At 69.7% G+C, this 24988-nt stretch carries 27 protein-coding genes and 1 pseudogene; 17 read left to right on the forward strand and 11 right to left on the reverse strand.

All coding sequences use genetic code 11. The features are described 5' to 3' along the window. The first annotated feature begins 218 nt into the window (after positions 1-218). The 4 genes from ectA to thpD all read left to right on the forward strand — a co-directional run bounded on the left by ectA (position 219) and on the right by thpD (position 3626). Complete coding sequence (ectA, locus tag ACWDZ7_RS37090; protein WP_451803150.1) at positions 219-770, forward strand: diaminobutyrate acetyltransferase; 552 nt, start codon at positions 219-221, stop codon at positions 768-770. A 152-nt stretch (positions 771-922) separates the two neighbouring features. Beyond that, complete coding sequence (ectB, locus tag ACWDZ7_RS37095; protein ID WP_451803151.1) at positions 923-2194, forward strand: diaminobutyrate--2-oxoglutarate transaminase; 1272 nt, start codon at positions 923-925, stop codon at positions 2192-2194. Positions 2195-2247: 53 nt separating this feature from the next. Then, positions 2248-2652, forward strand: a complete 405-nt coding sequence (locus tag ACWDZ7_RS37100; protein WP_451803152.1) for an ectoine synthase — start codon at positions 2248-2250, stop codon at positions 2650-2652. A gap of 74 nt (positions 2653-2726) precedes the next feature. Next, a complete protein-coding gene (thpD, locus tag ACWDZ7_RS37105; protein ID WP_451803153.1) occupies positions 2727-3626 on the forward strand; it encodes an ectoine hydroxylase in 900 nt (299 codons plus the stop codon). Between the two features lie 64 nt (positions 3627-3690). Here thpD and ACWDZ7_RS37110 read toward each other — a convergent pair whose 3' ends face one another. Continuing rightward, complete coding sequence (locus tag ACWDZ7_RS37110) at positions 3691-4752, reverse strand: alkene reductase (protein ID WP_451803154.1); 1062 nt, start codon at positions 4750-4752, stop codon at positions 3691-3693. A 123-nt stretch (positions 4753-4875) separates the two neighbouring features. Between ACWDZ7_RS37110 and ACWDZ7_RS37115 the strand changes: the two genes are divergently transcribed. Further along, positions 4876-5424 (forward strand): MarR family winged helix-turn-helix transcriptional regulator, encoded by a 549-nt coding sequence (locus tag ACWDZ7_RS37115; RefSeq protein ID WP_451803155.1) that lies wholly within the window; start codon positions 4876-4878, stop codon positions 5422-5424. Positions 5425-5443: 19 nt separating this feature from the next. Here the strand turns inward: ACWDZ7_RS37115 and ACWDZ7_RS37120 are convergent, their stop codons facing one another. Together ACWDZ7_RS37120 and ACWDZ7_RS37125 are read right to left on the reverse strand one after the other, a co-directional pair. Then, positions 5444-6523: an aminotransferase class V-fold PLP-dependent enzyme gene (locus ACWDZ7_RS37120; RefSeq protein ID WP_451803156.1), complete on the reverse strand. Its 1080-nt coding sequence runs from the start codon at positions 6521-6523 to the stop codon at positions 5444-5446. Positions 6524-6545: 22 nt separating this feature from the next. Further along, positions 6546-7064 (reverse strand): annotated as a pseudogene (locus ACWDZ7_RS37125) (DsbA family oxidoreductase); the annotation flags it as partial. Between ACWDZ7_RS37125 and ACWDZ7_RS37130 the strand changes: the two are divergent. Continuing rightward, entirely contained in the window at positions 6978-7457 is a 480-nt protein-coding gene (locus ACWDZ7_RS37130; RefSeq protein WP_451803157.1) for a hypothetical protein, read from the forward strand. The pseudogene ACWDZ7_RS37125 and the gene ACWDZ7_RS37130 sit on opposite strands and share 87 nt — an antisense overlap. Before the next feature lie 594 nt (positions 7458-8051). Here the strand turns inward: ACWDZ7_RS37130 and ACWDZ7_RS37135 are convergent. Next, positions 8052-8762 (reverse strand): hypothetical protein, encoded by a 711-nt coding sequence (locus tag ACWDZ7_RS37135; RefSeq protein ID WP_451803158.1) that lies wholly within the window; start codon positions 8760-8762, stop codon positions 8052-8054. Positions 8763-9148: 386 nt separating this feature from the next. On the opposite strand from ACWDZ7_RS37135, the gene ACWDZ7_RS37140 reads away from it, so the two are divergent. The 4 genes from ACWDZ7_RS37140 to ACWDZ7_RS37155 all read left to right on the forward strand — a co-directional run bounded on the left by ACWDZ7_RS37140 (position 9149) and on the right by ACWDZ7_RS37155 (position 11517). Beyond that, on the forward strand, positions 9149-9415 hold the full coding sequence (locus ACWDZ7_RS37140) for a hypothetical protein (RefSeq protein ID WP_451803159.1): 267 nt from the start codon (positions 9149-9151) through the stop codon (positions 9413-9415). Then, entirely contained in the window at positions 9396-9914 is a 519-nt protein-coding gene (locus ACWDZ7_RS37145) for a DUF6879 family protein (RefSeq protein WP_451803160.1), read from the forward strand. Before ACWDZ7_RS37140 ends, ACWDZ7_RS37145 begins: the two co-directional genes overlap by 20 nt. 3 nt (positions 9915-9917) lie before the next feature. Next, on the forward strand, positions 9918-10766 hold the full coding sequence (locus ACWDZ7_RS37150) for a helix-turn-helix domain-containing protein (RefSeq protein ID WP_451803161.1): 849 nt from the start codon (positions 9918-9920) through the stop codon (positions 10764-10766). A gap of 508 nt (positions 10767-11274) precedes the next feature. Further along, positions 11275-11517 carry a DUF7848 domain-containing protein gene (locus ACWDZ7_RS37155; protein ID WP_451803162.1) on the forward strand — a complete coding sequence of 81 codons (243 nt, stop codon included), beginning with the start codon at positions 11275-11277 and terminating at the stop codon, positions 11515-11517. A gap of 346 nt (positions 11518-11863) precedes the next feature. Here the strand turns inward: ACWDZ7_RS37155 and ACWDZ7_RS37160 are convergent, their stop codons facing one another. Further along, a complete protein-coding gene (locus tag ACWDZ7_RS37160; RefSeq protein ID WP_451803163.1) occupies positions 11864-12238 on the reverse strand; it encodes a winged helix-turn-helix transcriptional regulator in 375 nt (124 codons plus the stop codon). A 63-nt stretch (positions 12239-12301) separates the two neighbouring features. Between ACWDZ7_RS37160 and ACWDZ7_RS37165 the strand changes: the two genes are divergently transcribed. After that, positions 12302-13441 (forward strand): Gfo/Idh/MocA family protein, encoded by a 1140-nt coding sequence (locus tag ACWDZ7_RS37165; protein ID WP_451803164.1) that lies wholly within the window; start codon positions 12302-12304, stop codon positions 13439-13441. A gap of 16 nt (positions 13442-13457) precedes the next feature. Here ACWDZ7_RS37165 and ACWDZ7_RS37170 read toward each other — a convergent pair whose 3' ends face one another. Further along, a complete protein-coding gene (locus ACWDZ7_RS37170) occupies positions 13458-14990 on the reverse strand; it encodes an aldehyde dehydrogenase (NADP(+)) (RefSeq protein WP_451803165.1) in 1533 nt (510 codons plus the stop codon). Positions 14991-15161: 171 nt separating this feature from the next. Between ACWDZ7_RS37170 and ACWDZ7_RS37175 the strand changes: the two genes are divergently transcribed. From ACWDZ7_RS37175 to ACWDZ7_RS37200, 6 genes are all read left to right on the forward strand, one after another. Then, positions 15162-15935: an IclR family transcriptional regulator gene (locus ACWDZ7_RS37175; RefSeq protein WP_451803166.1), complete on the forward strand. Its 774-nt coding sequence runs from the start codon at positions 15162-15164 to the stop codon at positions 15933-15935. Positions 15936-15955: 20 nt separating this feature from the next. Then, entirely contained in the window at positions 15956-16432 is a 477-nt protein-coding gene (locus tag ACWDZ7_RS37180; RefSeq protein ID WP_451803167.1) for a GNAT family N-acetyltransferase, read from the forward strand. A gap of 120 nt (positions 16433-16552) precedes the next feature. Continuing rightward, entirely contained in the window at positions 16553-17623 is a 1071-nt protein-coding gene (locus tag ACWDZ7_RS37185; RefSeq protein ID WP_451803168.1) for a hypothetical protein, read from the forward strand. Then, positions 17620-18888, forward strand: coding sequence for a sensor histidine kinase (locus ACWDZ7_RS37190; RefSeq protein ID WP_451803169.1), 1269 nt, complete (start codon positions 17620-17622; stop codon positions 18886-18888). Before ACWDZ7_RS37185 ends, ACWDZ7_RS37190 begins: the two co-directional genes overlap by 4 nt. Continuing rightward, positions 18885-19619, forward strand: a complete 735-nt coding sequence (locus tag ACWDZ7_RS37195; protein WP_451803170.1) for a response regulator transcription factor — start codon at positions 18885-18887, stop codon at positions 19617-19619. Before ACWDZ7_RS37190 ends, ACWDZ7_RS37195 begins: the two co-directional genes overlap by 4 nt. Positions 19620-19700: 81 nt before the next feature. After that, positions 19701-21149, forward strand: coding sequence for a peptidoglycan D,D-transpeptidase FtsI family protein (locus ACWDZ7_RS37200; protein ID WP_451803171.1), 1449 nt, complete (start codon positions 19701-19703; stop codon positions 21147-21149). 61 nt (positions 21150-21210) lie between these two features. On the opposite strand, the gene ACWDZ7_RS37205 is transcribed toward ACWDZ7_RS37200, so the two are convergent. The 5 genes from ACWDZ7_RS37205 to ACWDZ7_RS37225 all read right to left on the reverse strand — a co-directional run bounded on the left by ACWDZ7_RS37205 (position 21211) and on the right by ACWDZ7_RS37225 (position 24870). Further along, a complete protein-coding gene (locus ACWDZ7_RS37205; RefSeq protein WP_451803172.1) occupies positions 21211-21987 on the reverse strand; it encodes a hypothetical protein in 777 nt (258 codons plus the stop codon). Then, the gene (locus tag ACWDZ7_RS37210) at positions 21984-22334 is read right to left on the reverse strand and encodes a PadR family transcriptional regulator (protein ID WP_451517515.1); all 351 of its coding nucleotides are present in this window, start codon (positions 22332-22334) and stop codon (positions 21984-21986) included. The genes ACWDZ7_RS37205 and ACWDZ7_RS37210 overlap by 4 nt, the downstream gene beginning before the upstream one ends. Before the next feature lie 63 nt (positions 22335-22397). Further along, a complete protein-coding gene (locus ACWDZ7_RS37215) occupies positions 22398-23129 on the reverse strand; it encodes a CPBP family intramembrane glutamic endopeptidase (protein WP_451803173.1) in 732 nt (243 codons plus the stop codon). Between the two features lie 223 nt (positions 23130-23352). Beyond that, positions 23353-24144, reverse strand: a complete 792-nt coding sequence (locus ACWDZ7_RS37220; protein ID WP_451803174.1) for an HAD family acid phosphatase — start codon at positions 24142-24144, stop codon at positions 23353-23355. Between the two features lie 117 nt (positions 24145-24261). Then, positions 24262-24870, reverse strand: coding sequence for a TIGR03086 family metal-binding protein (locus tag ACWDZ7_RS37225; protein ID WP_451803175.1), 609 nt, complete (start codon positions 24868-24870; stop codon positions 24262-24264). Positions 24871-24988: the final 118 nt, after the last annotated feature.

Here is a 24988-nt window from a genome sequence, read left to right on the forward strand (position 1 = left end):
AGCGCGAAATACCGCAATCCGGGCACGCCACGAGCGAGTTACGGCCATGTGACGTACTCCACAACGCATCCCATTTGCGCACAATAACCCGGTCAAACACGGGCATAACGCCAGGGCCTCATGCGGGCACGCACCCCCGCGCGATAACACACAAGGCTCTCTGACGTAACCCCTCCCCCCGATGCAATTCAAGAAATTGCTGGGTAAATTCAATCCGCATGACCGCTGCACAAGCCGATCTACCGACCGACCTGCGAGCGAAATTCCTGGAAATGCCGGAGGGGCTGCGACTCGACAGTCCCGCTGTCGCCGACGGCGCCGCCATCTGGCGGATCGCCCGCGACTCCAAGGTGCTGGACCTCAACTCCTCGTACAGCTACCTGCTGTGGTGCCGCGACTTCGCGGCCACCTCGGTGGTGGCCCGGGGCGCCGACGGCGAGCCGGCCGGTTTCGTCACCGGCTACATCCGGCCCGAGCGCCCGGACACCCTGCTGGTCTGGCAGGTGGCCGTCGACCACGGACAGCGCGGCCGGGGCCTCGCCGGCGCCCTGCTCGACGGGCTGACCGCGAAGGTCGCCGCCGGGCGCCCGCTGAGCACGATCGAGACGACCATCACGCCGGGCAACACCGCGTCCGAGCGGCTCTTCCTCTCCTACGCGCGGCGACACGGCGCGTCGGTCGAGCGGAAGGTCCTCTTCGACGCGGGCCTGTTCCCCGATGACGGGCACGAGCCAGAGGTGCTCTACCGCATCGGCCCGATCAGCCCCTGATCTTCGCGCCGAGCACCGAGCGCCGAGCGCCGAGCAGCGAGTACCGAGCACCGAGCACGTCGCATCTCGCACCCGCTCCTCCTCGCCCTCCCCCCTGCATGTCCCGTACACCCCCCACCTCCCACGTCTTTCCATCTCCCAGGAGATTCGCTGTGACCATCACCCAGCCCGACCTGAGCGTCTTCGAGACCCTGGAGTCGGAGGTGCGCAGCTACTGCCGCGGTTGGCCTACGGTCTTCGACCGCGCGCAGGGCAGCCGCATGTTCGACGAAGACGGCCATGAGTACCTCGACTTCTTCGCCGGAGCCGGTTCACTCAACTACGGCCACAACAACCCGGTCCTCAAACGCGCGCTCATCGACTACCTGGAGCGCGACGGCGTCGTGCACGGTCTCGACATGTCGACGACCGCGAAGCGCGCCTTCCTGGAGTCGTTCCAGAACATCATCCTGCGCCCGCGCGACCTGCCGTACAAGGTCATGTTCCCGGGCCCGACGGGCACCAACGCCGTGGAGTCGGCGCTGAAGCTGGCCCGCAAGGTCAAGGGCCGCGAGTCGATCGTGTCGTTCACGAACGCCTTCCACGGCATGTCGCTCGGCTCCCTCGCGGTGACCGGCAACGCCTTCAAGCGGGCGGGCGCCGGCATCCCGCTGGTGCACGGCACGCCGATGCCGTTCGACAACTACCTCGACGGCCGGACCCCCGACTTCATCTGGTTCGAGCGGCTGCTCGAGGACCAGGGCTCCGGCCTCAACCAGCCCGCCGCCGTGATCGTCGAGACGGTGCAGGGCGAGGGCGGCATCAACGTCGCCCGCGTCGAGTGGCTGCGCAAGCTCGCCGAGGTGTGCGAGCGCTGGGACATGCTCCTGATCGTCGACGACATCCAGATGGGCTGCGGCCGCACCGGCGCCTTCTTCTCCTTCGAGGAGGCGGGCATCACGCCGGACATCGTGACGGTGTCGAAGTCGATCAGCGGCTACGGCATGCCCATGTCGCTCTGCCTGTTCAAGCCCGAGCTGGACGTGTGGGAGCCGGGCGAGCACAACGGCACGTTCCGCGGCAACAACCCGGCGTTCGTCACGGCCGCCGCCGCCCTGGAGGCGTACTGGACCGACGGCCCGGCGATGGAGAAGCAGACCCGCGCCCGCGGCGAGCAGGTCGAGCAGGTGCTGACCGCGATCGTCGACGAGAACCGCGCGGAGATCAAGGAGTTCCGCGGCCGCGGCCTGGTGTGGGGCATCGAGTTCCTGGACAAGGACCGCGCGAGCGCCGTGGCGAAGCGGGCCTTCGAACTGGGCCTGCTCATCGAGACCTCCGGCCCCGAGGGCGAGGTCGTCAAGCTCCTTCCGGCGCTGACGATCACCCCCGACGAGCTGGACGAGGGGCTGCGCACGCTGGCCCGCGCGGTACGCGAGACCGCCTGAGCCGGCAGCTGACCGAGTCCCTCACACCGTAAGAGAAAAGGAACCAACTCACCGTGATCGTCCGTTCGTTCAAGGACATTGAAGGCACCGACCGGCATGTGAAGGCCGCGTCGGGTACCTGGGAGAGCAAGCGCATCGTCCTCGCCAAGGAGCGCGTGGGGTTCTCCCTGCACGAGACCATCCTGTACGCGGGGACGGAGACGTCGATGTGGTACGCCAACCACATCGAGGCCGTCGTCTGCACCAAGGGCGAGGCCGAGCTGACCGACGACACGACCGGCGAGAAGTACACGATCACTCCGGGCACCATGTACCTGCTCGACGGGCACGAGAAGCACACCATGCGCGTCAAGGAGGACTTCCACTGCCTGTGTGTCTTCAACCCGCCCGTCACCGGCCGTGAGGACCACGACGAGAACGGCGTGTACCCGCTGCTCACGGAGGACGACGAGGGCTGAGAGCCGCGCGCCGGTCGGCTGAGGTCGGCTGACATCCCGCACAGGGCCGTACGAGAGGAGAGGCAGGCAACACCATGACCACCGCACCCGAACGCACCACTGACCTGTACCCGACCCGAGGCGCCGAAGAGGTGCTCATCGAACGCAAGGACCCGGTGGTGTGGTCCGAGCCGGGTACCGAAGGGCCCATCGCGGCCGGGGATCTGGCGGGGTTCGAGCGGGACGGTTTCCTGGCCATCGACCAGCTGATCACCCCGGACGAAGTCAGCGTGTACCACGCCGAGTTGGAACGGCTGATGAACGACCCCGCGATGCGTGCGGACGAGCGTTCCATCGTCGAGCCTCGCTCGCAGGAGATCCGTTCCCTCTTCGAGGTGCACAGGATCAGTGAGCTGTTCGGCAAGCTCGCGGCCGACCCGCGCGTGGTGGGCCGGGCACGGCAGATCCTCGGATCCGACGTGTACGTGCACCAGTCCCGGATCAACGTGAAGCCGGGCTTCGGGGCCTCGGGGTTCTACTGGCACTCGGACTTCGAGACCTGGCACGCGGAGGACGGCCTGCCGAACATGCGCACCGTCTCGGTGTCGATCGCGCTGACGAGGAACCACGACACCAACGGCGGCCTCATGATCATGCCGGGGTCGCACAGGACGTTCCTCGGCTGTGCGGGCGCCACGCCGAAGGACAACTACAAGCGGTCGCTGCAGATGCAGGACGCGGGCATCCCGTCGGACGAGACGCTGACCCACCTCGCGGCCGACCACGGCATCCGTCTCTTCACCGGTGAGGCGGGCTCGGCCACCTGGTTCGACTGCAACGCCATGCACGGCTCCGGGGACAACATCACCCCGTACCCGCGGTCGAACGTCTTCATCGTCTTCAACAGCGTGGAGAACGCGGCGGTCGAGCCGTTCGCGGCGCCGGTGCGGCGGCCCGAGTTCATCGGGGCGCGGGACTTCACCCCGGTGAGGTGACCTGACGTACACGCCATCGGCCCGGCACCCCCCGTGGGTGCCGGGCCGACTGCCGTCGCCGGTGCTACAGCGCGGGGTAGTCCGTGTAGCCCTTCTCGGTCCCGCCGTAGAAGGTCGCCTGGTCGGGCGTGTTGTACGGGCCTCCGGCCTTCAGGCGGGCCGGCAGGTCGGGGTTGGCGAGGAAGAGCACGCCGAACGCGATGACGTCCGCCGTGCCGTCCTCGACGAGGGCGAGCGCGTCCCGGCCGGTGGGGCCCTCGGTCTGCGGGTTCAGCACGAACGTCCCGCCGAAGTCCTGGCGCAGCCGGGTGGTCAGCTCGCGGATCTCGCCGACCTCCATGACGTGCAGATACGCGAGGTCGAGTGCGGCCAGCTCCTTGACCAGGGCGGTGTACGTCGGCTCCGGGTCGGGCTCGGAGATGTCGTTGAAGGGGTTGCCGGGCGAGATGCGGATGGCGGTGCGGGCGGCGCCGATCTCGGTGGTGACGGCCTTGGCCACCTCGACGGCGAAGCGCAGCCGGTTCTCGACCGAGCCGCCCCACGCGTCGGTGCGCCGGTTGGTGCCGGGCGCGAGGAACTGGTGGATCAGATAGCCGTTGGCGCCGTGCAGCTCCACGCCGTCGAAGCCCGCCTCGACGGCGTTGCGCGCGGCGGCGGCGAAGTCGGCGATGGTGGCGCGGATCTCGGCGTCGGTCAGCTCGTGCGGCGTGATGAAGTCCTTGGGGCCCTCGGCGGTGTAGACCTGGCCCTGGGCCTGGACCGGCGAGGGGGCGACGTTGACCAGGCCGTCGGGGAGCAGGGCGGGGTGGCCGATGCGGCCCGCGTGCATGATCTGGGCGAAGATCTTGCCGCCCGCCGCGTGTACGGCGTCGGTGACCTTGCGCCAGGCGGCGACCTGCTCCGCGCTGTGCAGGCCCGGCGTGTCGGGGTATCCCTGGCCGACCACAGAAGGCTGGATGCCCTCGGTGACGATCAGTCCGGCGGAGGCGCGCTGGACGTAGTACTCCACGGTCAGGTCCGTGACCACACCGCCCTGACCAGCACGGCTTCGGGTCATGGGGGCCATGGCGATGCGGTTGGCGAGCGGGGTGCCGGACAGGTCGATCGGATCGAACGCGGTGGTCATCAGGTCTCCTGGGCAGGTTTTATGTGGTCGGCCAAGTAACTGGGCCGGATGCCACTGTAACCCATTCCTTGGCCGACCAAGGTAATCTTCTGGAAGACGTCCAGTGACCAGCAGGAGCACGTAATGAAGGCCGACACCGACCGGGCCGCCCCCGCCGACCCCGCCTGTCCCCCCGGGCTGCCCGCGGTGGCCCGGGCGGGGCCCGTCAGCCACGCGGTCAGCAGAGTGGCGCGGCTGCACCGCATCGCCGCGGGCAAGTTCCTGAAGGGGGTCGGCCTCTATCCCGGCCAGGAGTTCGTGATGATGCACCTGTGGGACGCCGGGCCGGTGCGGCAGTCCGAGCTGATCAAGGCCGTCGAGCTGGACCCCTCCACGGTCACCAAGATGCTCCAGCGCCTGGAGCAGGCCGGGCACGTGCGCCGCCGCCCCGACCCGGCCGACCGCCGGGCGGTCCTGGTCGAGGCCAGCGACGCGAGCTGCGGACTCCTCGCCCAAGTGGAGGGCGCCTGGGGCGAGTTGGAGGGGCATACGCTCGCCGGCCTGGACGAGGACGAGCGTACGGAACTGCTGCGGCTGCTCACCAAGGTGGAGACGAACCTCTGCACGGAGACGGCGGACTGCCCGGAGCGCAGGGCCGAGGCGGCGGCGCGGGACCGGGCGGCGCGGGGCTGAGCCTCCGCGGGGGCGGCTCTCAGCCGGAGAGCACGTCGAGGAGCCGGTCCACGTCGGCCTCCGTGTTGTACAGGTGGAACGTGGCACGCAGGTGGCCCGCCCTCGCCGACGCGACGACGCCCGCGCGGGCCAGCTCCGGCTCGCGGTCCGCGAGCCCGGGGACCGAGACGATCGGCGAGGTGCCCGGCACCGGGGAGTGCCCGAGCTCGGCGAGTCCCGCGCGGTAGCGGCCGGCGAGCGCCACGTCGTGGGCGTGGATCGCGTCGACGCCCACCTCCTCGACGAGCGAGAGCGCCGCGGCGGCCCCGTGGTAGGCGAGGAAGGCGGGCGGTTCGTCGAACCTGCGGGCGTCCGGGGCCACTTCGCCTATCGGGCCGTACGTCGACCGCCATCCGTCGGCCGCCGCGAGCCAGCCGCCGTGCAGCGGCACCAGGGACTCCTGCGCCGCCTCGCCCACCGTCAGGAAGGACGTGCCGCGCGGGCAGAGCAGCCACTTGAAGGCGCCGGTCACGGAGTAGTCGTACGCCGCCGCGTCGAACGGCAGCCAGCCCGCCGACTGCGTGGCGTCGGCGAGGGTGCGCGCGCCGTGGGCGGCCGCGGCCTCGCGGATCGCCGCGCAGTCCGCCTCGCGGCCGTCGGCCGACTGGACGGTGGAGAACGCGACCAGCGCGGTCCCGGGCCCCACCGCCTCCGCGAGCCTTTCCAGCGGCGCGTACCGGGGCTTCAGGTCGCCGCGCAGCACGAAGGGGTTGATCAGGGAGGAGAAGTCCCCTTCGGGGAGGAGCACTTCGGCGCCCGCCGGGACGGACGCCGCGATGAGGCCGACGTGCACGGCCACCGAACCGCCGGTCGCCACGCGCGAGGAGTCCACGCCCACCAGCCGCGCGAAGGACCGGCGGGCCGCGTCGACCTTCCCGAAGTCGCCGGAACTGGCGCGCTCGCCCGAGGCGACCTCCGCCGCCAGGGCCTGTACGGCCGCGACGGCGCGGCGCGGCAGCAGACCGTAGCTCGCGGTGTTGAGGTAGGTCGTCGTCGGAGCGAACTCGCCCGCGAGGCCGCCCGCGTGGCCGGTGATGTCGTCGGTCCCCATGAGTGTCATGAAGATCAACCTACGTGGGCGCTCAGCTCTGCGGAACCGCACATCCGTCCGGCCCGCACGCCCCGCCTCCGTCGGCGTCCGCGAGGGTGGTCAGCGGCGAGCGGTTGCCCCACGCCTGCTCGAGGGCCTGCGCGAGGACCTCGGCGGGCTGGGCGCCGGAGACGCCGTACGTGCGGTCGAGGACGAAGAACGGCACGCCGTTCGCGCCCAGTTCGGCGGCCTCGCGCTCGTCGGCACGGACGTCGTCGGCGTACTTCTCGGGGTCGGCGAGGACGGCACGCACCTCGTCCGCGTCCAGGCCCGCGTCGGCGGCGAGCTCCACGACGCGCTCGTCGCCCTCGAAGACGGACCGCTCCTCGGCGAAGTTGGCGCGGTAGAGCAGACCGATCAGCTCGTCCTGCCGGCCCCGCGCCTTGGCGAGGTGCAGGACGCGGTGCATGTCGAAGGTGCTGCCGTGGTCGCGGCCTTCGGTGAGGTAGTCCAGGCCCTCCGCGGCGGCGTTCTCACCGAGCCGCCGCTCGCCCTCGCGGGCCTGGTCCTCGCCAGACCTCCCGAGCCGGCGAAAACCTGCCCATTTCCTGACCTGCGCTTATGCCGCAACGTGACTTCGCTGGCGTGTTCGCTGGCGGGAAGGATTCCCATGCTGGCCGACGACAGCGCCCCTGAGCGCATGGCCTCCCTGGTCGACTCCCTGAGCTATGCACATGACTATGCCGAGTCGCTAAGCCGCGTGCTCGCTGAGGGAAAGCCAGACCCTGTAAAGGCCGCGTATCTAGTGCAAGCGGTTCGCAACATGCTGTGCTCTGCCGAAGATGCCCTAGACACCCTGGACGACACACAGGCGCACATTGACGCTGTGGCCGCTATCCATGGGCTGAGCGACGCTGACCTATTCAGCGCGATTACCAATGACCCCACCTCCGAAAATCCGTAGGTGCCCCCTCATGCCATACCGCCCCCGGCGCAATTGCCCTGCCGTACCCAACTGCCCTAACAGCATCAGCGGTAAGGAGCGGGCTTGCCCTGAGCACAGACACATGATCACTGCACGGCGTGAGCAGAAGGGGACCAGCACTTACGGCAAGGACTGGCCGCGCAAGCGTGAGTCATTCCTTTACATGAATCCGTGGTGCGTTCTCTGTGCTCAGCCTTCGAAGGTTGCTGACCATTTCCCTGTGAGTCGCAAGGAGTTGGTCAAGCGTGGTGTTGCTGATCCGAATGCATATGAGTACCTGAGAGCCCTTTGTGTCCGCTGCCATAACCGGGAGACAGGCACTCATCAGCCTGGTGGTGCTGTCGCTGAGCGTCGAAGGCAGTCACAGGCTCAGCGTGAATGGCAGCACTGGACAGAGAAGCGCGACGCTGAGACCGAAGAGCCACCGTTCTGACCCATGCCCCCTGGGGATGGACCCCCTCCGGGCCTGACAGAAGCGCGGCAGGGAGGGAAAACTCTAGCGTGGCAGCTTAAGCAATTTGCACGGGATGATCTTGGTATGCGCTAATCATAACTGACCGATTTACGCGGAGCCTAATTGCTGTCCGAGTGGGAGTGATGGTGATGCCCATGGCCTGAATACACGCGCGACTCAACTATGCCCGAAGCAAGGGACTGCACCAGCACTCCGTTCGCTCCTCGAAGAGCCCGGAAACCGTTTAGAGCCAACATTACTGAAGCAGTAAAGCCAAACAGCCACCAGGGTGACCAAAGCACTGCCAACATAACCCACAGAGTGACCGAGTAGGCTGCCAGATTTACCCGAAATTCTGCCTCCGAGTCAAGGCGGTCATGCTCCAGGTAGACATCTAGATGGTTTGCAATGAGGCGCATCCTGATCTCTGGAAACTCGCGCATTACGGCGCTCATCGCGGCCATGAGATCGAAGGTTTCGCCCACACGGGATCGAAGGGTTTCCGCAAACAAGTGCAGCTCGTGATATGACTGCCTCGTCAAAAGCGCCGTTCGCATACTAGGACGCAAGGCGTTGATTCTCGCAGCTATTCTTGCCGCTGACACCTTCACTATGTCGCCCAGTACATACAGCGCGAATACAATGGCAGCCGCTGTTACGGGCCGCCCGGCTAAGTCTCCGAGCGCATATAGGCGCTTAATGAAACCTTGGGCTTCACTCTTCGCGGGTATCCATTCACCGAACAGCACCCAGACTTGAAAGGCCCACAAGGTGCCGACGGCGAATGGAGTTCTGAAATGGCGGAATCCTGGCAGCAGACTAGTAAGCATGTTGCGATGGTGCCCTGAATGGGCACCCTTGTGTAGATGCCGAGCGCAAGTAAATCGACGCCCCGTACCTGTTGCCTGGTGGCCGGTACGGGGGTCTTTGCGTCCTGACGCTCCCTCCGCACTGGCAGTTGGCAGCCCCACGCAGAGGGAGCAGTCAGCAGCCTAGGCGTTGGTCGACAACCCCGGTTTCCCGTTCTGGAAACCAGAGACTCTTGCTCTGCTCGCGGACGGCGACATGGCTCAGGCCAGACGAGATCCAAACTGATGGATCGTCAGCCAACATGTCGCCTGAGCGCTTCCGGGCACCGACGCCCTCTTGACGATGATCACGCGCCAGCGAGAGGCTCGTGCACACACGTGCAACCGACTCGGTAGAGGAGTGTCCAATGGCTCTACAGTTCTTGGGGATTTGGCCGAACACCCCGGACGACGGTTCACCCACAATCTGGCTGGACGACACGACGGGGGACCTGATCATCCAGTCATGGAAAGCAGACGAAGCGACGATCCGGCAAGCACAGGAAGTCGGCTCGGCACCCGGCCATTCCACGGATGTCCCGGACCATGAAACCGTGATCCGGCTTCCCGCCAACATGCTTCAGTTCATCCCGCGTCCGGACAGTGAGGGCAACAGTGGCAACAGCGGTACGTGAATGTCTCGCTAAGGCGCAGCGCTCAGCGATGCACCTTGAGATGCGTGACAGCTACATGCGGGATGACCCGGAGTTCATCCGCTGGCAAGAGGGCCACCGGTACAACCCGGACGACCGTGATTCGTGGTGGCGCCCGTGGTTGGACGTTGTAGCCGAGACAACCGGCCGTGGCGTCGTCATGCGCCGGTTGCGTGTCGTATCTGAGCCGCTCAGCGATTACGTGCGCTATGAGTACGACGGCACTTTCACCAATGTGGCAGCGGGTGAAAACGTGCGTTGGCTGCCTCGCTCGCTGGCACGTGGATTGCTGCTACCCGTGTTGGACGGATGGGTCATGGATGAGGAAACCGTGATCCTGCACCATTTCAGCGGTGAGGGTCAGTGGACTGGGCCACGCATGGAAGTGGTGCGCGACCCGGCACTAGCAAGGCAGTACGCCACGGCGTATGAGGCAGCGTGGGAGCGAGCCATTCCCCACGCGGAATACCGGCCAGCCTGACACATGGCTGTCTCGCCCTACTCCACTGCTCAGCAGGCCCGGCAGGCTCTTGCGGATCGTCTCGCGGAACTCTGCCGGGATGCTGGCCTTACCGGTGTTGATATTGCGGAGCGCTGCAAATGGAGCCGGTCAAAGTCATCACGGATCATGAATGCCCGCACTCCGCCATCTGCTGACGACATTCGGGCGTGGTGTCGCGCATGCGGCGCTGAGGACCAGACCGAAGACCTGATTGCCTCGCTGAGAACGGCTGAGGGAATGTGGGTGGGCTGGCGCCGGATGGAACGGGCCGGACTGAAACAGGCGCAAGAGGCCCGCCTACCGCTGTATCAACGCACTCACCGTTTCCGGTCGTACTCATCCTGGCTCGTTCCCGGCATGATTCAGACGCGCCCCTACACAACAGCGGCATTGCAAGCAATTCAGCGGCGGCGCGGTATGGTGGACGATGTGGCCGAAGCTGTGGCCGCACGCATGGAACGCCAGCGGGTTCTGTACGAGGGTGACCGGCGTTTCGCGTTCCTCATTGAGGAGTCCGTGTTGCGCACTGGTATTGGCGGCGCTGAGGTGATGGCCGGACAGCTTGGCCATCTGGTCTCGATAGCCTCGCTGCCCAATGTCAGCTTGGGCGTTGTTCCCATGCTTCCTGACAGGGAGCGTTGGCCAGCCGAAGGCTTCTGGATTTATGACACGGCGCAAGTCAACGTTGAGCTGATCTCTGGCTATCTCACTATCACTCAGCCCAGCGAAGTGGCCATGTATGCGGAAACGTTCGCGGAATTGGCAGCGCTGGCCGTCTACGGAGCGAACGCCCGTGCGCTGATCTCGGATGCCCTGACGCGCCTGACGTGATTGCCGTGCAACCTCGTGCAACCGACTGGGGGTTGACCCCTCGGTGTTCCTAGCGTGGCTGTCATCGGACCACGCGAGGGGACGGCAGGCATGGCGGGGAAGACACACACTGATGCAAGGGCGCGCGAGTACAACACCTACGCCCCCCAGGGCGAGAAGTGCCGGAAGTGCCGGAAGCTGATCAAGTCATTGGAGTTGTGCCGACGGGTCGTTGTTGACCGCGCGTCCGGTGCTCCCGCCCTCGGCCCGTACGAACACGTCGAGTGCCCGTCATGACAGCACTGTCAAAGCGTGTCCGCGCCCGACAGGGCGCCTTACCCGATCCAGAGCTAGTCAGCCTCTCAGACACCCCCGCAGAGGCTCAAACGGTCATACAGGCCCCTTGGTGGGTCGAGTACGGCGGAACGCTAGATGAGGCATCGGGGATGGTCGCATTCCTGCGCTACTCGCTCCCACCGTGCCCGTACCCCAACTGTGCTCAGTGCCGTCATGAGCAAGAGGGAGCGTGATGGGAGCAACGCGCACGTTCCGGTTCCGGTCGTTCACCTTGCGGCCGGACACAGCGTCAGATTCGGTGCTGACCCACATGGAGTGCAAGACGTTCGGGTGCGAGCAGGGCAGCGCTGCCAGCGAGCGGGCCGAGGACGGGAGCGCGTGGGCCGCCGATCATCTCAAGGTCAATCCGGAGCACACGGGGTACCGAGAGGTCATCACGCGGGACTACGCGTTTCAGCCGGGTGAGTGGCTGTGAGGTGGCTTCTCGTGTTCATCGCGTGGATCACGTGGGCCGCAGTGGTCACCGTGTTGATTGCCCGCAGTACCACCCCCTAGATCCCCTTCGGTCGGGACCAGCACCCCGGCCCTAGGGTGCCTGGGCCCCGTTCGTGCGTCGTTCCCCCGTGGCGCATGGGCGGGGCCCTTCGTTGCCTGGTCATAGCCCCTGGTCAGAGCTTCGCGGTAACCTATGGTTCCCGTGGTTCAGGGGCAGGCGATGTCGCTCCAGATCTCGACGCGCATGTGTGGCTCTCTTCAGGTCGTACGTCAGGGCGCTGCGGAGGGAGCCTCCGCTCAGGGCGTCAACGTACGGGCAAAGCGGCTCATTCCCCCGCCGAGAACTTTCCCGTGTTCGACCTGATCCAGGTGCGCAGGTGGGCGAGCGGCTCCAGGGCGCCGCGGCCGAGTTCGGTCAGTTCGTACTCGACGCGGGGCGGGACCTCGGCGTGGACGGTGCGCAGGACGAGGCCGTTCTCCTCCAGTCGGCGCAGGGTCTGGGTGAGCGCCTTGGGGCTGACGCCCTCCAGCTTGCGGCGCAGTTCGCCGAAGCGGCGCGGGCCGTCCTCCAGGGCGGTGATGGCGAGGCCCGTCCATTTGTGGACGAGCAGTTCGAAGATCGCGCGGCCGGGGCAGAGCAGGCCGTAGATGTCGTGGCGGGGCGGTCCGGGGGCGGTGTCATGGCGGGGCTGACCAGTCATGGTTTCCAAAATATAGTTGGGTCCCTTGCGGGTGACCGGGCGGTCCGTCCTACGGTCCCGATCATGACTTCCACCGCTGTTTCCCCTCCCCCGCCCGTCCGCGTCGGCCTCGTCGGCCTCTCCGCCCGCGGCGGCTGGGCACCCCGCTCCCACCTGCCCGCGCTGACCCGCCTCAAGGGGTACGAGCTGCGCGCCCTGTCCGCGTCGAGCGAGGACTCCGCGCGGGCCGCGGGCGAGAAGTACGGGGTGCCGCTGGCCTTCGGCTCGACCGAGGAACTCGTCCGCAGCGACCAGGTCGACCTCGTGGTGGTGAGCGTGCGCGTGCCGCTGCACCGCGCGGTGGTCCTCGCCGCGCTCGACGCGGGCAAGGCGGTGCTCTGCGAGTGGCCGCTCGGCAACGGCCTCGCCGAGGCCGAGGAGCTGGCGGCGGCAGCGGACCGGACGGGGGTACGGACGTTCGTGGGCCTGCAGGCCCGCTCGGCGCCCGCGGTCCGGCATGTACGGGATCTGGTCGCCGACGGCTATGTGGGCGAGGTCCTGTCGACCAGCCTGGTCGCCTCGGGACGCGGGTGGGGGCCCACGTTCGAGCCGGGCGGCGCGTATCTGCTGGACGAGGAGAACGGCGCCACGATGCTGACGATCCCCTTCGGGCACACCGTCGACGCGGTGACCATGGCGCTCGGGGAGTTCACCGAGGTCTCCGCGACCCTGGCGACGCGGCGCCCCGTCGTGCGCGAGTCGGGCACGGGGCGCGCCGCGCCGATGACGGCCGCCGACCAGGTCGCCGTCTCGGGACGCCTGGAGTCGGGCGCCGTCGCCACGGCGCACTTCCGCTCAGGTCTGTCCCGGGGCACGAACTTCCACTGGGAGATCAACGGCACGGACGGGGACCTCGTCGTCACGGGCGACTCCGGCCACCTCCAGCAGGCCGCGGTGACCGTGCGCGGCGGTCGCGGCACGGACACGGGCCTCACCGGACTCCCCGTACCGGCCCGCTACTTCGACATCCCGGAACTGGACGAGCTGCGCGGGCTGCCCTCGTACGAGGTGGCGTACAACGTAGGAGCGCGGTACGCCCGTATCCACACCGACCTCACCGAGGGCACCGCCCACACCCCGGACTTCGCCCACGCGGCCCGGCACCACCGGCTGCTGGACGCGATCGGACGCGCGGCGGCCACGGGGTGTCGCGTGGTGGTCTGAGCCGGCGCCCGGCCGGTCAGTGTTCCGGTCGGCCGTCGACCCGGCGCGGCAGCCCCAGTGGGTTGGCGTCGCGCAGTTCGGGCGGGAGCAGGGCCTCGGGGGTGCTCTGGTAGGCGACCGGGCGCAGCCAGCGTTCGATGGCCGTGCCGCCGACGGACGTCGACGTGGACGTGGTCGCCGGGTAGGGGCCGCCGTGGTGCTGGGCGGGGGCGACGGCGACGCCGGTGGGCCAGCCGTCGACGAGTACGCGACCGGCGAGCGGGGTGACCTCGGCGACCAGCTCGGCGCCGCGGTCGCTGACGCCCGCCGCCTCGTCGGAGGAGAGCTGCACGGTCGCGGTGAGGTTGCCGGGCAGGCGTGAGAGGACGGCGGTGATCTCCGCGTCGTCGGCGTAGCGCGCGACGACGGTGACCGGGCCGAAGCACTCCTCCAGGAGCACGTCGTACGCCCCTTCGCTCGTCAGCCGCGCTGCCGGGACCGTGAGAAAGCCGGCGCTGACGGCGTGCTCGCCGTCGGCGCCGGGCGTCACCGGGGCCTCCACCTCCGGGAGTTCGGCGCGCTCACGCACCCCGGCGACGAAGTTCTCCCGCATCCGGTGGTCCAGGAGCACCCCGGCCTCGGTGTCGCCGACCGCCTCGGTCAGGGACTTCACGAGCCGGTCGCCGCCCGCGCCCTCGGGGGCGAGGACCAGGCCCGGCTTGACGCAGAACTGGCCGACGCCGAGCGTCATCGAGCCCGCGAGGCCGGCGCCGATCTGCTCGCCGCGCTCGGCGGCGGCGGCCTCGGTGACGACGACGGGGTTGAGGGACCCCAGCTCGCCGTGGAAGGGGATCGGCACGGGCCGCGCGGCGGCCGCGTCGAAGAGGGCGCGCCCGCCGCGGATGGAGCCGGTGAACCCGGCGCCGGCGACCAGCGGGTGCTTGACCAGCTCGACGCCCGCCTCGAAGCCGTGCACCAGGCCGAGGACGCCCTCCGGGATGCCGTGCCACGCCGCGGCCCCGCGCAGCACGGAGGCGACCAGCTCGGAGGTGCCCGGGTGGTCGGGGTGGGCCTTGACGACGACGGGGCAGCCCGCGGCGAGCGCGCTCGCGGTGTCGCCGCCGGGCACGGAGAAGGCGAAGGGGAAGTTGGACGCCGAGTAGACCGCGACGACGCCGAGCGGGATCTTGTAGCGGCGCAGGTCCGGGATGGGCGGGGTCGCGGAGGCGTCGGGGTGGTCGATGACGACGCCGAGGAAGGCGCCCTCGTCGACTATGTCCGCGAAGGCCCGCAGCTGGTAGCAGGTGCGGGCGAGTTCGCCGGTGAGACGGACGGAGCCGAGCGCGGTCTCCGCGTCCGCGGCCTCCACGAGGTGGTCCTTCGCCTCCGAGAGCAGCTCGGCCGCGGTGCGCAGGAAGGCGGCGCGGACCGCGCGGTCGGCGAGGGCGGGCGCCGCGTCACGGGCGGCGAGGACGGCGCGGCCGACCTCCTCGGCTGTGGCTTCCACCGCAACCTGCTCGCGCTGCTTCCCGGTTCGGGGGTCGACACTCCAGACTGGTGCTGCTGCCACCGCGGATTCCCTTTCCAGAGGTAATGCCAGAGGTAATGCCGGAAGTACTGCCAGAAGTACTGCCAGAGGTACGCCACTCACCAGGGCGTTCGATATACTGAACGCTGTCTCTGCTGATGAATGGGCGGGGACTCGGAGACTATTTCTCGGCGATCTAAGGGGTCAAGGGCGATGTCGGCTGGCGAGACCGGAGGCGGTGCGCAGGTCAAGTCCGCCGTGCGGACCGTGGAGCTGCTCGAATACTTCGCGGGCCGTCCCGGCATGCACTCCCTGGCCGCCGTCCAGGAGGCGGTCGGGTACCCGAAGTCGAGCCTCTACATGCTGCTGCGCACCCTGGTCGACCTCGGCTGGGTCGAGACGGACGCGACCGGCACACGGTACGGCATCGGCGTACGCGCCCTGCTGGTGGGCACCTCGTACATCGACGGCGACGAGGTGGTGGCCGCCGCGCGGCCGACCCTGGACCGGCTCTCCGACGACACCACGGAGACCATCCACCTGGCGCGGCTCGACGGCACGAACGTCGTCTACCTCGCGACCCGCCAGTCGCAGCACTACCTGCGGCCCTTCACCCGCGTGGGGCGCCGGCTGCCCGCGCACTCCACCTCGCTCGGCAAGGCGCTGCTCGCCACCCACACCGACGAGCAGGTACGCAAGATGCTCCCGGAGGCGCTGCCCGCGCTCACCGAGCACACCATCACCGACCGCGAGAAGCTCATCGAGGAGCTGCGCACGGTGCGCGAGCAGGGCTTCGCGGTGGACCGCGAGGAGAACACGCTCGGGCTGCGCTGCTTCGGCGTCGCCATCCCCTACCGCACACCGGCGCGGGACGCGATCAGCTGCTCGGTGCCGGTGGCGCGGCTCACGCCCGCGCACGAACAGATGGTCAAGGACGCCCTGTTCGACGCGCGTGACCGGCTGACCCTGGCGACGCGCAGGCTCTGACGCCTCGTAGGCTCTGCCGCATGGATGTCAGCCTGCGCGAAGTCCACGACAGCGATCTGCCCGTCTTCTTCCGGCAGTTGAACGACCCCGAGTCCAGCCGCATGGCCGCCTTCACCCCCGAGGACCCGGCCGACTGGAACCGCTTCGACGCGCACTGGGCGAAGATACGCGCGTCGTCCGGGGTCGACGTACGCACGGTCCTCGCCGACGGGGACGTGGTCGGCAACGCCGCGGTGTACGGGGAGCCGGGCGAGCGCGAGGTCACGTACTGGATCGACCGCGCCTACTGGGGCCGCGGCCTGGCCACCGCCGCCCTGCGCGAGCTGCTCGCCCTGATCCCGGAACGCCCGCTGTACGCCCGCGCGGCGGCGGACAACGTCGGCTCGCTGCGGGTCCTGGAGAAGTGCGGCTTCCGCCAGTCCACGCGGGAGCGGGGGTATGCGGCGGCGCGGGGGGCGGAGATCGAGGAGGTCGTGCTTGTGCTGGATGCGGGCTGAGGACTGGAGAACGACCGGGCCGCTCTCGTCCTGAACGGCGGCTGAGGCTCCGCCGTGCGGCGGAGGCGGATCATCGTGGCGCAGGAGGTGCGGGGAGTGTCCGGGCGGGACCGTTGAGGCATGCCCCAGACGCCGGCGTCCTCGCCCCCGACTCCCTCCCCGACAACCGCCTCGCCCTCACCACCCCCAGCCCCCGCCCCCGCCCCATTCGCCCTCACCCGCCCCCGCCGCGCGCTGCGGCTCCTCGTCACCGTTGCCTGTGTTCCCTATCTCGCCCTCAAGGTCGCCTGGATCTGCGGGAGTCACCTCGGGATACCCGAGGGCAGTTCCCTGCTCGACCACCGCACGGCGATGATCTTCGCCAACGGTCTGACCGTCCTGATGGATGGGACCGTCATCGTGCTGGCGCTGCTCCTGACGCGGCCGTGGGGTCTGCGGGTGCCCGCCTGGCTGCTGGTGTCGCCGATGTGGGGCGCCACCGGACTGCTCGTGCCGATCATGGCCGGGTTTCCGCTGCAGCTGCTGGTCAGGGCGTTCGGCGGGAGCGTACGGGGCTCCTCGCAGGGGAGCGGTGCCGAGCCGTTCCTCGATGACTGGGTCTTCGGTGTCGTCTACAGCGGCTTCATTCTCCAGGGCATCGCCCTCGGCTCCCTCTTCGTGCTGTACGCGCGGGACCGCTGGGGGCACCTGTGGCGCGGCCGCATACGGGACCTGCCACGCGGCCGCCCCCGGCGGGTCGGCGCCGTCGCCGCCGCGCTGCTCGCGCTCGTCCCCCTCACCCTCCATCTGCTGTGGGCCACCGGCTCCACCACCGGACTCAGCGCGGCACAGGCCAGGGAACGCACCACCGACTTCTACGTCCTGGAGTGCCTGGACATGGTCTACCTCGTGGCTGCCGTGGCGGGCGCCCTGCTGCTCTCCGTCCGGCGGGCACCCGCGCTGCCGCTCAAGAAGATGCCGCTCACGGTGCCGCTCAAGGTGCCGCTCGCGCTCACCTGGATCGGCTCCGGCGCGGTCGGCTGCTGGGGCGCCTGGCTGCTGCTCGCCTCGCTCGTCGGCCCCGCCGACGACCTCTCCCGACAGCCCACCGGCCTGACGCTGCTGGCCTACTCTGTGCAGATGATCATCGGCATACTCGTGGCCGCCCTCGGCGCGCGCTTCCTCAAGGAGCGGTCGGGATCCACGGCGTGAAGGCCCTCTCCGCAGCCCTCCCCGCAGCCCTGTTCGGGAGTGCGGCGCGCCGCCGGTGGATCCATCTGATCCTCGGCGGCGCGCTCGCCATGCCGTACGTCTTCGTCGGCTCCGTGATCGTCGGGCCGCTCGTCGGCGACGGCCAGATCTTCGGGTCGCTGACCTCTCAACTCGCCGCTTTCGCCGCGGGTCTGCCGCTGGCCGCGATCACCGCGCTGTTCCCGCTGACCCGGCCGATGTCGGTGGCCGCCGTCCGCGCGCTGTGCGCGGTCCCGGACGACTCCCTCGCCGAGGGGCCCGCGCGCGGGCGGGCGGCGCGCGGGCGGACCGCCGCGTGGTTCACGCTGCACCTCGGCTTCGGCGGAATCATCAGCGGCATGTCGCTCGCGCTGCCGCCGTTCGCGTGCGTGCTGATCACACTGCCGTTCTTCGTCGTGTTCCGGGACAGCCGCATCGGCCTGCCCGAGGTCTTCGGCGAGCCCTGGATGGTGGCGCTCTCCCCGGTCATCGGCTGCGCCTCACTGGTGGCGCTCGCGGCGTGCGCGGCCACGGCCGGCGGGCTCCTCGCGCGCTGGGCGCCCGAGCTGCTCGGGCCGACGCCCGCCGACCGGCTCGCGGCCGCCGAACAGCGCGCCGCCGACCTCGCGGTGCGCAACCGCCTGGCACGCGAGCTGCACGACTCGGTGGGCCACGCGCTGAGCGCCGTCACGCTCCAGGCGAGCGCGGCCCGCCGGGTCATCGACCACGACCCGGAGTTCGTCCGCGAGGCGCTCGCCGCCATCGAGGACACCACGCGCCGCACGGTCGGCGAACTCGACGCCGTGCTCGGCGTGTTGCGGGAGGCCGACGACGCCCGCTCCACGGCGCCCGCGCCGACGCTCGCCGCCGACCTGGACGGCCTGCTGCGCCGCACCCGGGCGGGGGGCCTGCGGGTCGGCGCCACCGTCGACATGGAGCCCGACGCCCTGCCCCCGCTGGTCTCCCGCGAGGCGTACCGCATCGTGCAGGAGGCGCTGAGCAACGCCCTGCGGCACGGCGGTGACGACACCTCCGTGACCCTCCGGATCGCCCTGGACGGCCCCGACCTGACCGTCACGGCCGAGAACCCCCTGCCTCCCCACTCCCCCGCTCCCCGCCCCGGCGGCGGCCACGGCCTGCGCGGCATCGCGGACCGGGCGCGGCTGCTCGGCGGCACCGCCTCGGCGGGCCCGGCGGACGGCGACTGGCGACTGGACGTACGACTTCCACTGAAGGGACACGCATGACGACCACGCCCGCCCCCACCGGCGTCCCCGACGACCCCGGCGTCCCCGGCGTCCCCGACGGCCCCGACGGCCCCGGCAACGCGGCCATCCGGATCGTCCTCGCCGACGACGAGCGCATGGTGCGTACCGCCCTGCGCGCGATCCTCTCCGCCGAGCCGGGCATCGAGGTCGTCGGCGAGGCGGCGACCGGCGCCGAGGCGGTGTCGGTCGTACGGGAGCTGGCGCCGGACGTCGTCCTGATGGACGTACGCATGCCGGAGATCGACGGCATCCGTGCCACCGAGCAGATCCTCCAGACGATGCGGCGGCCGCCGCGCGTCGTGGTGGTGACGACCTTCGAGAACGACTCGTACGTGTACGAGGCGCTGCGCGCGGGCGCCGCCGGGTTCCTGCTCAAGCGGGCGGACGCGGACTCGCTCGTCCAGGCCGTGCGCATCGTCGCGCACAGCGACTCCCTGCTCTTCCCGGCGGCGGTGCGCGCCCTGGCCGCCGAGCATGGGCGCGCCAGGCCCGCGCCACCCGCCTGGGTGGCGCGGCTCACCGGCCGGGAGAGCGAGGTGCTGCGGCTGATGGCCGCGGGGCTTACCAACGCGGAGATCGCCGGGCGGATGGGGGTCGGCGCGGCGACGGTGAAGACGCACGTGGCGTCCGTGCTGGCCAAGACGGGCGCGCGGGACCGCACGCAGGCGGTGATCGCGGCGTACGAGGCGGGCTTCATGAACACGGACTGATCCATGAGGACTTTCTGAGAAAACGGCCGCAAGCGGACCAGAAGGGAACGAACCCCTCCCCTCCGCTCGTCCTTCCGTGGGATGAACAAGACGATCAGGCGCGCCTCGGTCTTCGCACTGCTGCTCGTGCTCGCCCTCCTGGTGCGGGCGACGTGGGTGCAGTTCTACGACTCGAAGGCGCTCGCGGACGACAAGCACAACCGGCGCAACGCGATCGAGCAGTACGCGAACCCGCTGGGCGACATCATCGTGGGCGGTGAGGCCATCACCGGCTCCGAGAGGACGACGGGAGGCGACCTCGCGTACAAGCGCACGTACAAGGACGGTGACCTGTACGCACCCGTCACGGGCTACAGCTCGCAGGTGTACGGCGCCACGCAGCTGGAAGGCATCTACCAGGACCTCCTGGACGGCACCGACAACCGCCTGAAGAACCCGCTCGACACGGTCACCAACAAGCGCGCCGACCCCGGCGACGTCGTGACGACCATCGACCCGGCGGTCCAGAAGGCCGGGTACAAGGCGCTCGGTGACACCAAGGGCGCGGCGGTCGCCGTCGACCCGAAGACCGGCGAGATCCTCGGCATGGTCTCGACGCCGTCGTACGACCCGTCGAAGATCAGCGGCTCCACGGACTCCGAGGAGTGGAAGGATCTGCTGTCCGACAAGGACAAGCCGATGGTGAACCGCGCGATGCGCCAGCCCCTGCCGCCCGGTTCGACGTTCAAGCTGGTCGTCGCGGCGGCGGCCCTGGAGAACGGCCTCTACGACTCGGTGGACACCAAGACGGACAGCCCGAACCCTTACACGCTGCCCGGCACGGCGACGGTCCTGAAGAACGAGAACCGGTCGGCGCCCTGCGAGAACGCGGACATCCGCACGGCGCTCCAGTACTCCTGCAACAACGTCTTCGCGAAGATGGCCGTCGACCTGGGCCAGGACAAGGTCAGGGCGATGGCGGAGAAGATGGGCTTCAACGCGGACAAGCTGGACGTGCCGGTGCGCGCGGCCGAGAGCGTGTACCCCTCCGACATGGACAAGGCACAGACGGGCCTGTCGGGCATCGGCCAGTTCGACGTGACGGCGACGCCGCTGCAGATGTCGATGGTGTCGGCGGCGATCGCCAACGGCGGCGAGCTGGCCGAGCCGCACATGGTCTCGCAGATCACGGATTCGGACGGCAACGTCCTGGAGAAGTACGGCGACGGCGACTCCCAGCGCGTGATGAGCGGCTCCACCGCCGAGGGCCTGCGGTCCGCGATGCGGACGGTCGTCGAGAAGGGCACCGGCTCGAACGCGCGGATCGACGGCGCGACGGTCGGCGGCAAGACGGGCACGGCGCAGCACGGCGAGAACAACAGCAAGACGCCGTACGCGTGGTTCACCTCGTACGCCAAGGGCGGCGACGGCAAGGAGGTGGCGGTCGCGGTGATGATCGAGTCGTCCAGCGCGGCCCGCGACGAGGTCAGCGGCAACGGCCTGGCGGCCCCCATCGCGAAGGCGATGATGGAGGCGGCCCTCAAGCGCTGACCCCTCTCGGGGCGCGCGCCGCTCGCCATCTAGGAGCGGGCGCGTCCAGGAGCGGCCTCGTCTAGGAGCGGCCTCGCCATCGCTGCGTGGTCCACAGTGCCGCCGCGACTGTTGCCGCGCCGGCCGGCAGGCCCACCGCGAAGCCCAGGCCGGAGTCCGCGTCGCCGTCCTCGACGGCCACCGCGACGGCCGCCACCACGACGGCCACCGCCAACGCCGCGAGCAGTACGTAGAACTTCCGGCTGAAGAATCTGGACCGTTCCGGCACGGGCGGCGGCGGTGAGGCGATCTCCGCCGCCGGGCCCAGGCTGGCCGCCCTCGGGCGCTTGAACCAGGCGTAGACCACCCAGGTCCCGCACGCCTCCCAGCCGTCGGGGGCGAGGCGTTCGTCCAGCCCCTCGCGGCCGCGGGTGATCAGCTCCCTGCGGTACTCCCACCGCTGGGGCCGCGCCACGTCCCGGTGGCTGACGAAGCGGCCGATGGCGTCGACGCGCTCGACCTCCCAGCCCTCGTCGCCGAAGCGGTTCAGCAGCTCCTCGTCGACGTAGGTGTCGGCGGTCCAGCGCCAGGTCTCGACGCGGCCCTCCGGGGACCCTTCGGGGGTGACCGTCCCCGAGGTGGCCGTCCCCGAGGTGGCCGTCTCGGGCGCCAGTTGCCGGGCGAACTCCTCGGCGGGGCCGAACTCCGCCTCCGCGTCCTCGGCGCCGGACTCCTCCAGGTGCGCGGCCAGGTCCGTGACGGTCGCCTCGACGTGGTCGGCGGGCAGGCCGTGCGCCCGCAGCCGCTCGGCGAGGTCGATGAGATAGCCGTCCCGCTCGTACTCGTGCCGGGCGTTCATCGTGCCTCCACCCCCGCCTTCGCGAGGACCTCACGTACGGACTTGTCGAAGGCGAGCCAGAGGCCGCCCTGCTCGCCGAGGGTCTCGCGCCCGGCGTCGGTGAGCCGGTAGTAGCGCCGGCCGGGGCCCTTCTCGGTGGCGCGGAACTCCGCGGCGACCAGGCCCGCCTCCTCCAGGCGGTTGAGTACGGGGTAGAGCGTGCCGCCCTTGATCTGGCCGAAGCCGGCGGCGCCGAGGAGCTTGGCGATCTCGTAGCCGTAGCTCTCCCCGTCGGTGAGGCTCGCGAGCACGAGGAGGTCGAGTACGCCCTTGAACCAGCTGGCGCGGCGGTCTGGGCGATCTGTCACTGGGGCTGCCTTTCGAGGGCTCGCGGAGGGGCTTACGGATGGGCTGACCGATGGCTTACGGAGTCACGCGGCGGGCGCGGCGCGCAGCTTGTCCGGCGCGGGAAGCGTCAGATCGCGTACGGAGAGCGCGGCGTGCACGGCGATGGGGAGCAGCAGGCTGCCCGTGGCGAGGTAGAGGCCGGTGAGCACCGCCCCGAAGAGGGCGAAGACGAGGACGCCCTTGCGGCCCTGGTAGAGACCGGCGACCGCGTGGACGAGCACGGAGAGGGCCGCCGCGGCGTAGAGGGGCAGGCCGAGCGCGCCGACGCCGAAGGCGATGAGCAGGCCCCGGTAGACGAGCTCGCCGCAGACGCCGTCCGTGACAGCGACGGCGATCGCGAGCCTGCGCTCCTCGACGGTGCGGGGCAGCATCGCCTCGATGGCGGCGAGGCCCGGCACGTTCTTGTCGTGCTTGGCGAGGTCGTGGAAGTTCCGTGCGGAGGCCGCGGCGATCGCCGTGACGAGCAGGATTCCGGCGACCGCGTATATGGGCCTCTCGGGCGCCGCGAGACCGAAGTCGGCGGCGTCGACGCCGGGCGAGAGGAGCAGGGCGGCGACCGCGGTCGCGGCGAAGGCCCACCAGAGGACGAGCACGACGCCGAAGTAGCGGACGAGGGCGCGGGGTTGGGTGTCCCTGCGCCGGGCCAGCGAGGCGTACATCCGGCGGCCGAGCCAGGGCTCGCCGAGGAGCAGATAGGCGGCGAGCGCGGCCGTGACGGTCGTCGCGGCGGCCGAGAAGTCCGGCGAGATGGTCATGGGATCCCCCTTCCCGAAAGGGCCGCACGGCACGAGCGCGTGGATGTGGAATGGCGCGTGCCGCGCGGACCCTTGAGCGTCTGAGCTACCTAGACCGTATGGCGACCTAGACAGGAATGCAACCTATCTCGGGTCACTGACTGACGACCGCCGACTGGCGACTGGCGACTGCCGACTGCCGACTGCCGACTGCCGACTGCTCATGCTGACTGCCGATTGAGGCTCAGCCCACGAAGTACGTCGGGTTCGGCAGCTTGTACGTCTTGTCGGCGTAGCCGCCCGCGAGGTCCGACGCCTGGTCGCCGAAGCTGCCGACTATGTCGTAGCCGGTCGACTCGATGTGCTTGCGCGTGCCCTCCTTGAACTGGACCGTGTCGCACTTCCAGGCGGCGGGCGTGGCGCAGTGGCTCAGGTACGCCGGGGGGTTCGGCTTGTTCTTGGTGAAGACGTGCGCGCGGTCGAGCTTCGTGGCGTAGCCCGCCTTGGCGAGGTTGGTCACGGCGCCCTCGCGCTGCGACTCGGCGAGACCGGTGAGGAAGAAGACCTCGACGCCCTTGCTCTTGGCGTACTGCACCAGTTCGGGCATGCCGAAGACGGCGGGGCGCTTGGCCGCCTTGACGTAGGCGTCCCAGCTGTCGTTGTCGTACGTGAAGTTGGTGGACTTCTCGTAGTCGAAGCTGAGCAGCGCGGTGTCGTCGACGTCGAGGACGATCGCGGGCTTCTTGCCGTGCCGCGTCTTGTGCGCGGCCTTCCTCATGTCCTTCTTCGCCTTGGCCTGGATGCGGGCCAGGTCCTTGGCGTACGGGCTGTCGGGCGAGGACTTCCACACGCCGTCGGCGCCCTTGGTCGCGCCGTAGTAGGCGTCGATCTCGCCGACGAGGAGGCCGATGTTGTGGGGCTCCTTGGTGGGGCGCGGTCCGGCCTGGTCGGCGCTCGCGACACCGGTGGCGTAGAGGGCGGCACCGGCGACGGTACAAGCCGTGGCCAGGCCGGCCACGCGTAGGGACTTCCGCATACGTTGCGTCTCCGCATCAGGGTTCGGGCAGGTCAACGTCTGTCTACGCGCATTGACCCGGGTCTGGGGAGACCGTGGGCGGACCCTTTACCTGATCCATACCTGACGTACGCGCCCTCAGCGGTCGGCGCGCCACCCCGGGTCGCGGCCGCTCAGGCCGATCACCCGGTCCAGGAGCGGCGCCCCCTCCGGCACCGGGACCGGCGGTCCGAACAGGCCGCCCGGCTCCTCGTCCCCCTCCCCCGTGGGGGCGAGGAGCGCCCGCGCGCCCTCCAGGCTCACCTCGTCGGGCGCGTACTCCTGGCCTGTGGCGCGCGCCAGGTCCCAGCCGTGGACGACCAGTTCGTCGAGGGCGACGAGGCCCGCGACCTCGCCGGGCAGGTCGACGCCGCCCGCCCGGGTCATGCCCTGCCGGGCGGCCGGGTCGCGCCAGGCCTCGGCGAGGGCGTCCAGGGCCTTGGGCAGCTCACCGCGCCAGCCAGGGCCCACGTCCGGCACGACGCCCGCGGGGTTCTGGTCCAGCGTCGGCCCGAACTCCTTGCGCGCGGCCTGCTCGAAGGCCCGGGCGAGGCCGATCACATGGCCCAGCAGATGCCGCACGGCGTATGCCGGGCAGGGCGTGGGCGCCGCGAGCTGCTCGTCCGTGACCTGCTCCGCGAGGCGCGCCACCAGGCGGGCCTGCGGGCCGAGGTCGAGGGTGTCACCGGACACGGTGTCATCGGTCATGAGGGCCTCCACTAAGGACTTAAGGCAGCTTTCTCGGTACGTCTCCTCTGGTGACCGGCCCCGCTCCCCGAACTCATCGGTCCGCGGTAGGGAAAGCGCCCGATTCCGCCCCGGGGGC

The organism is Streptomyces sp. NPDC003032, assembly GCF_053591415.1.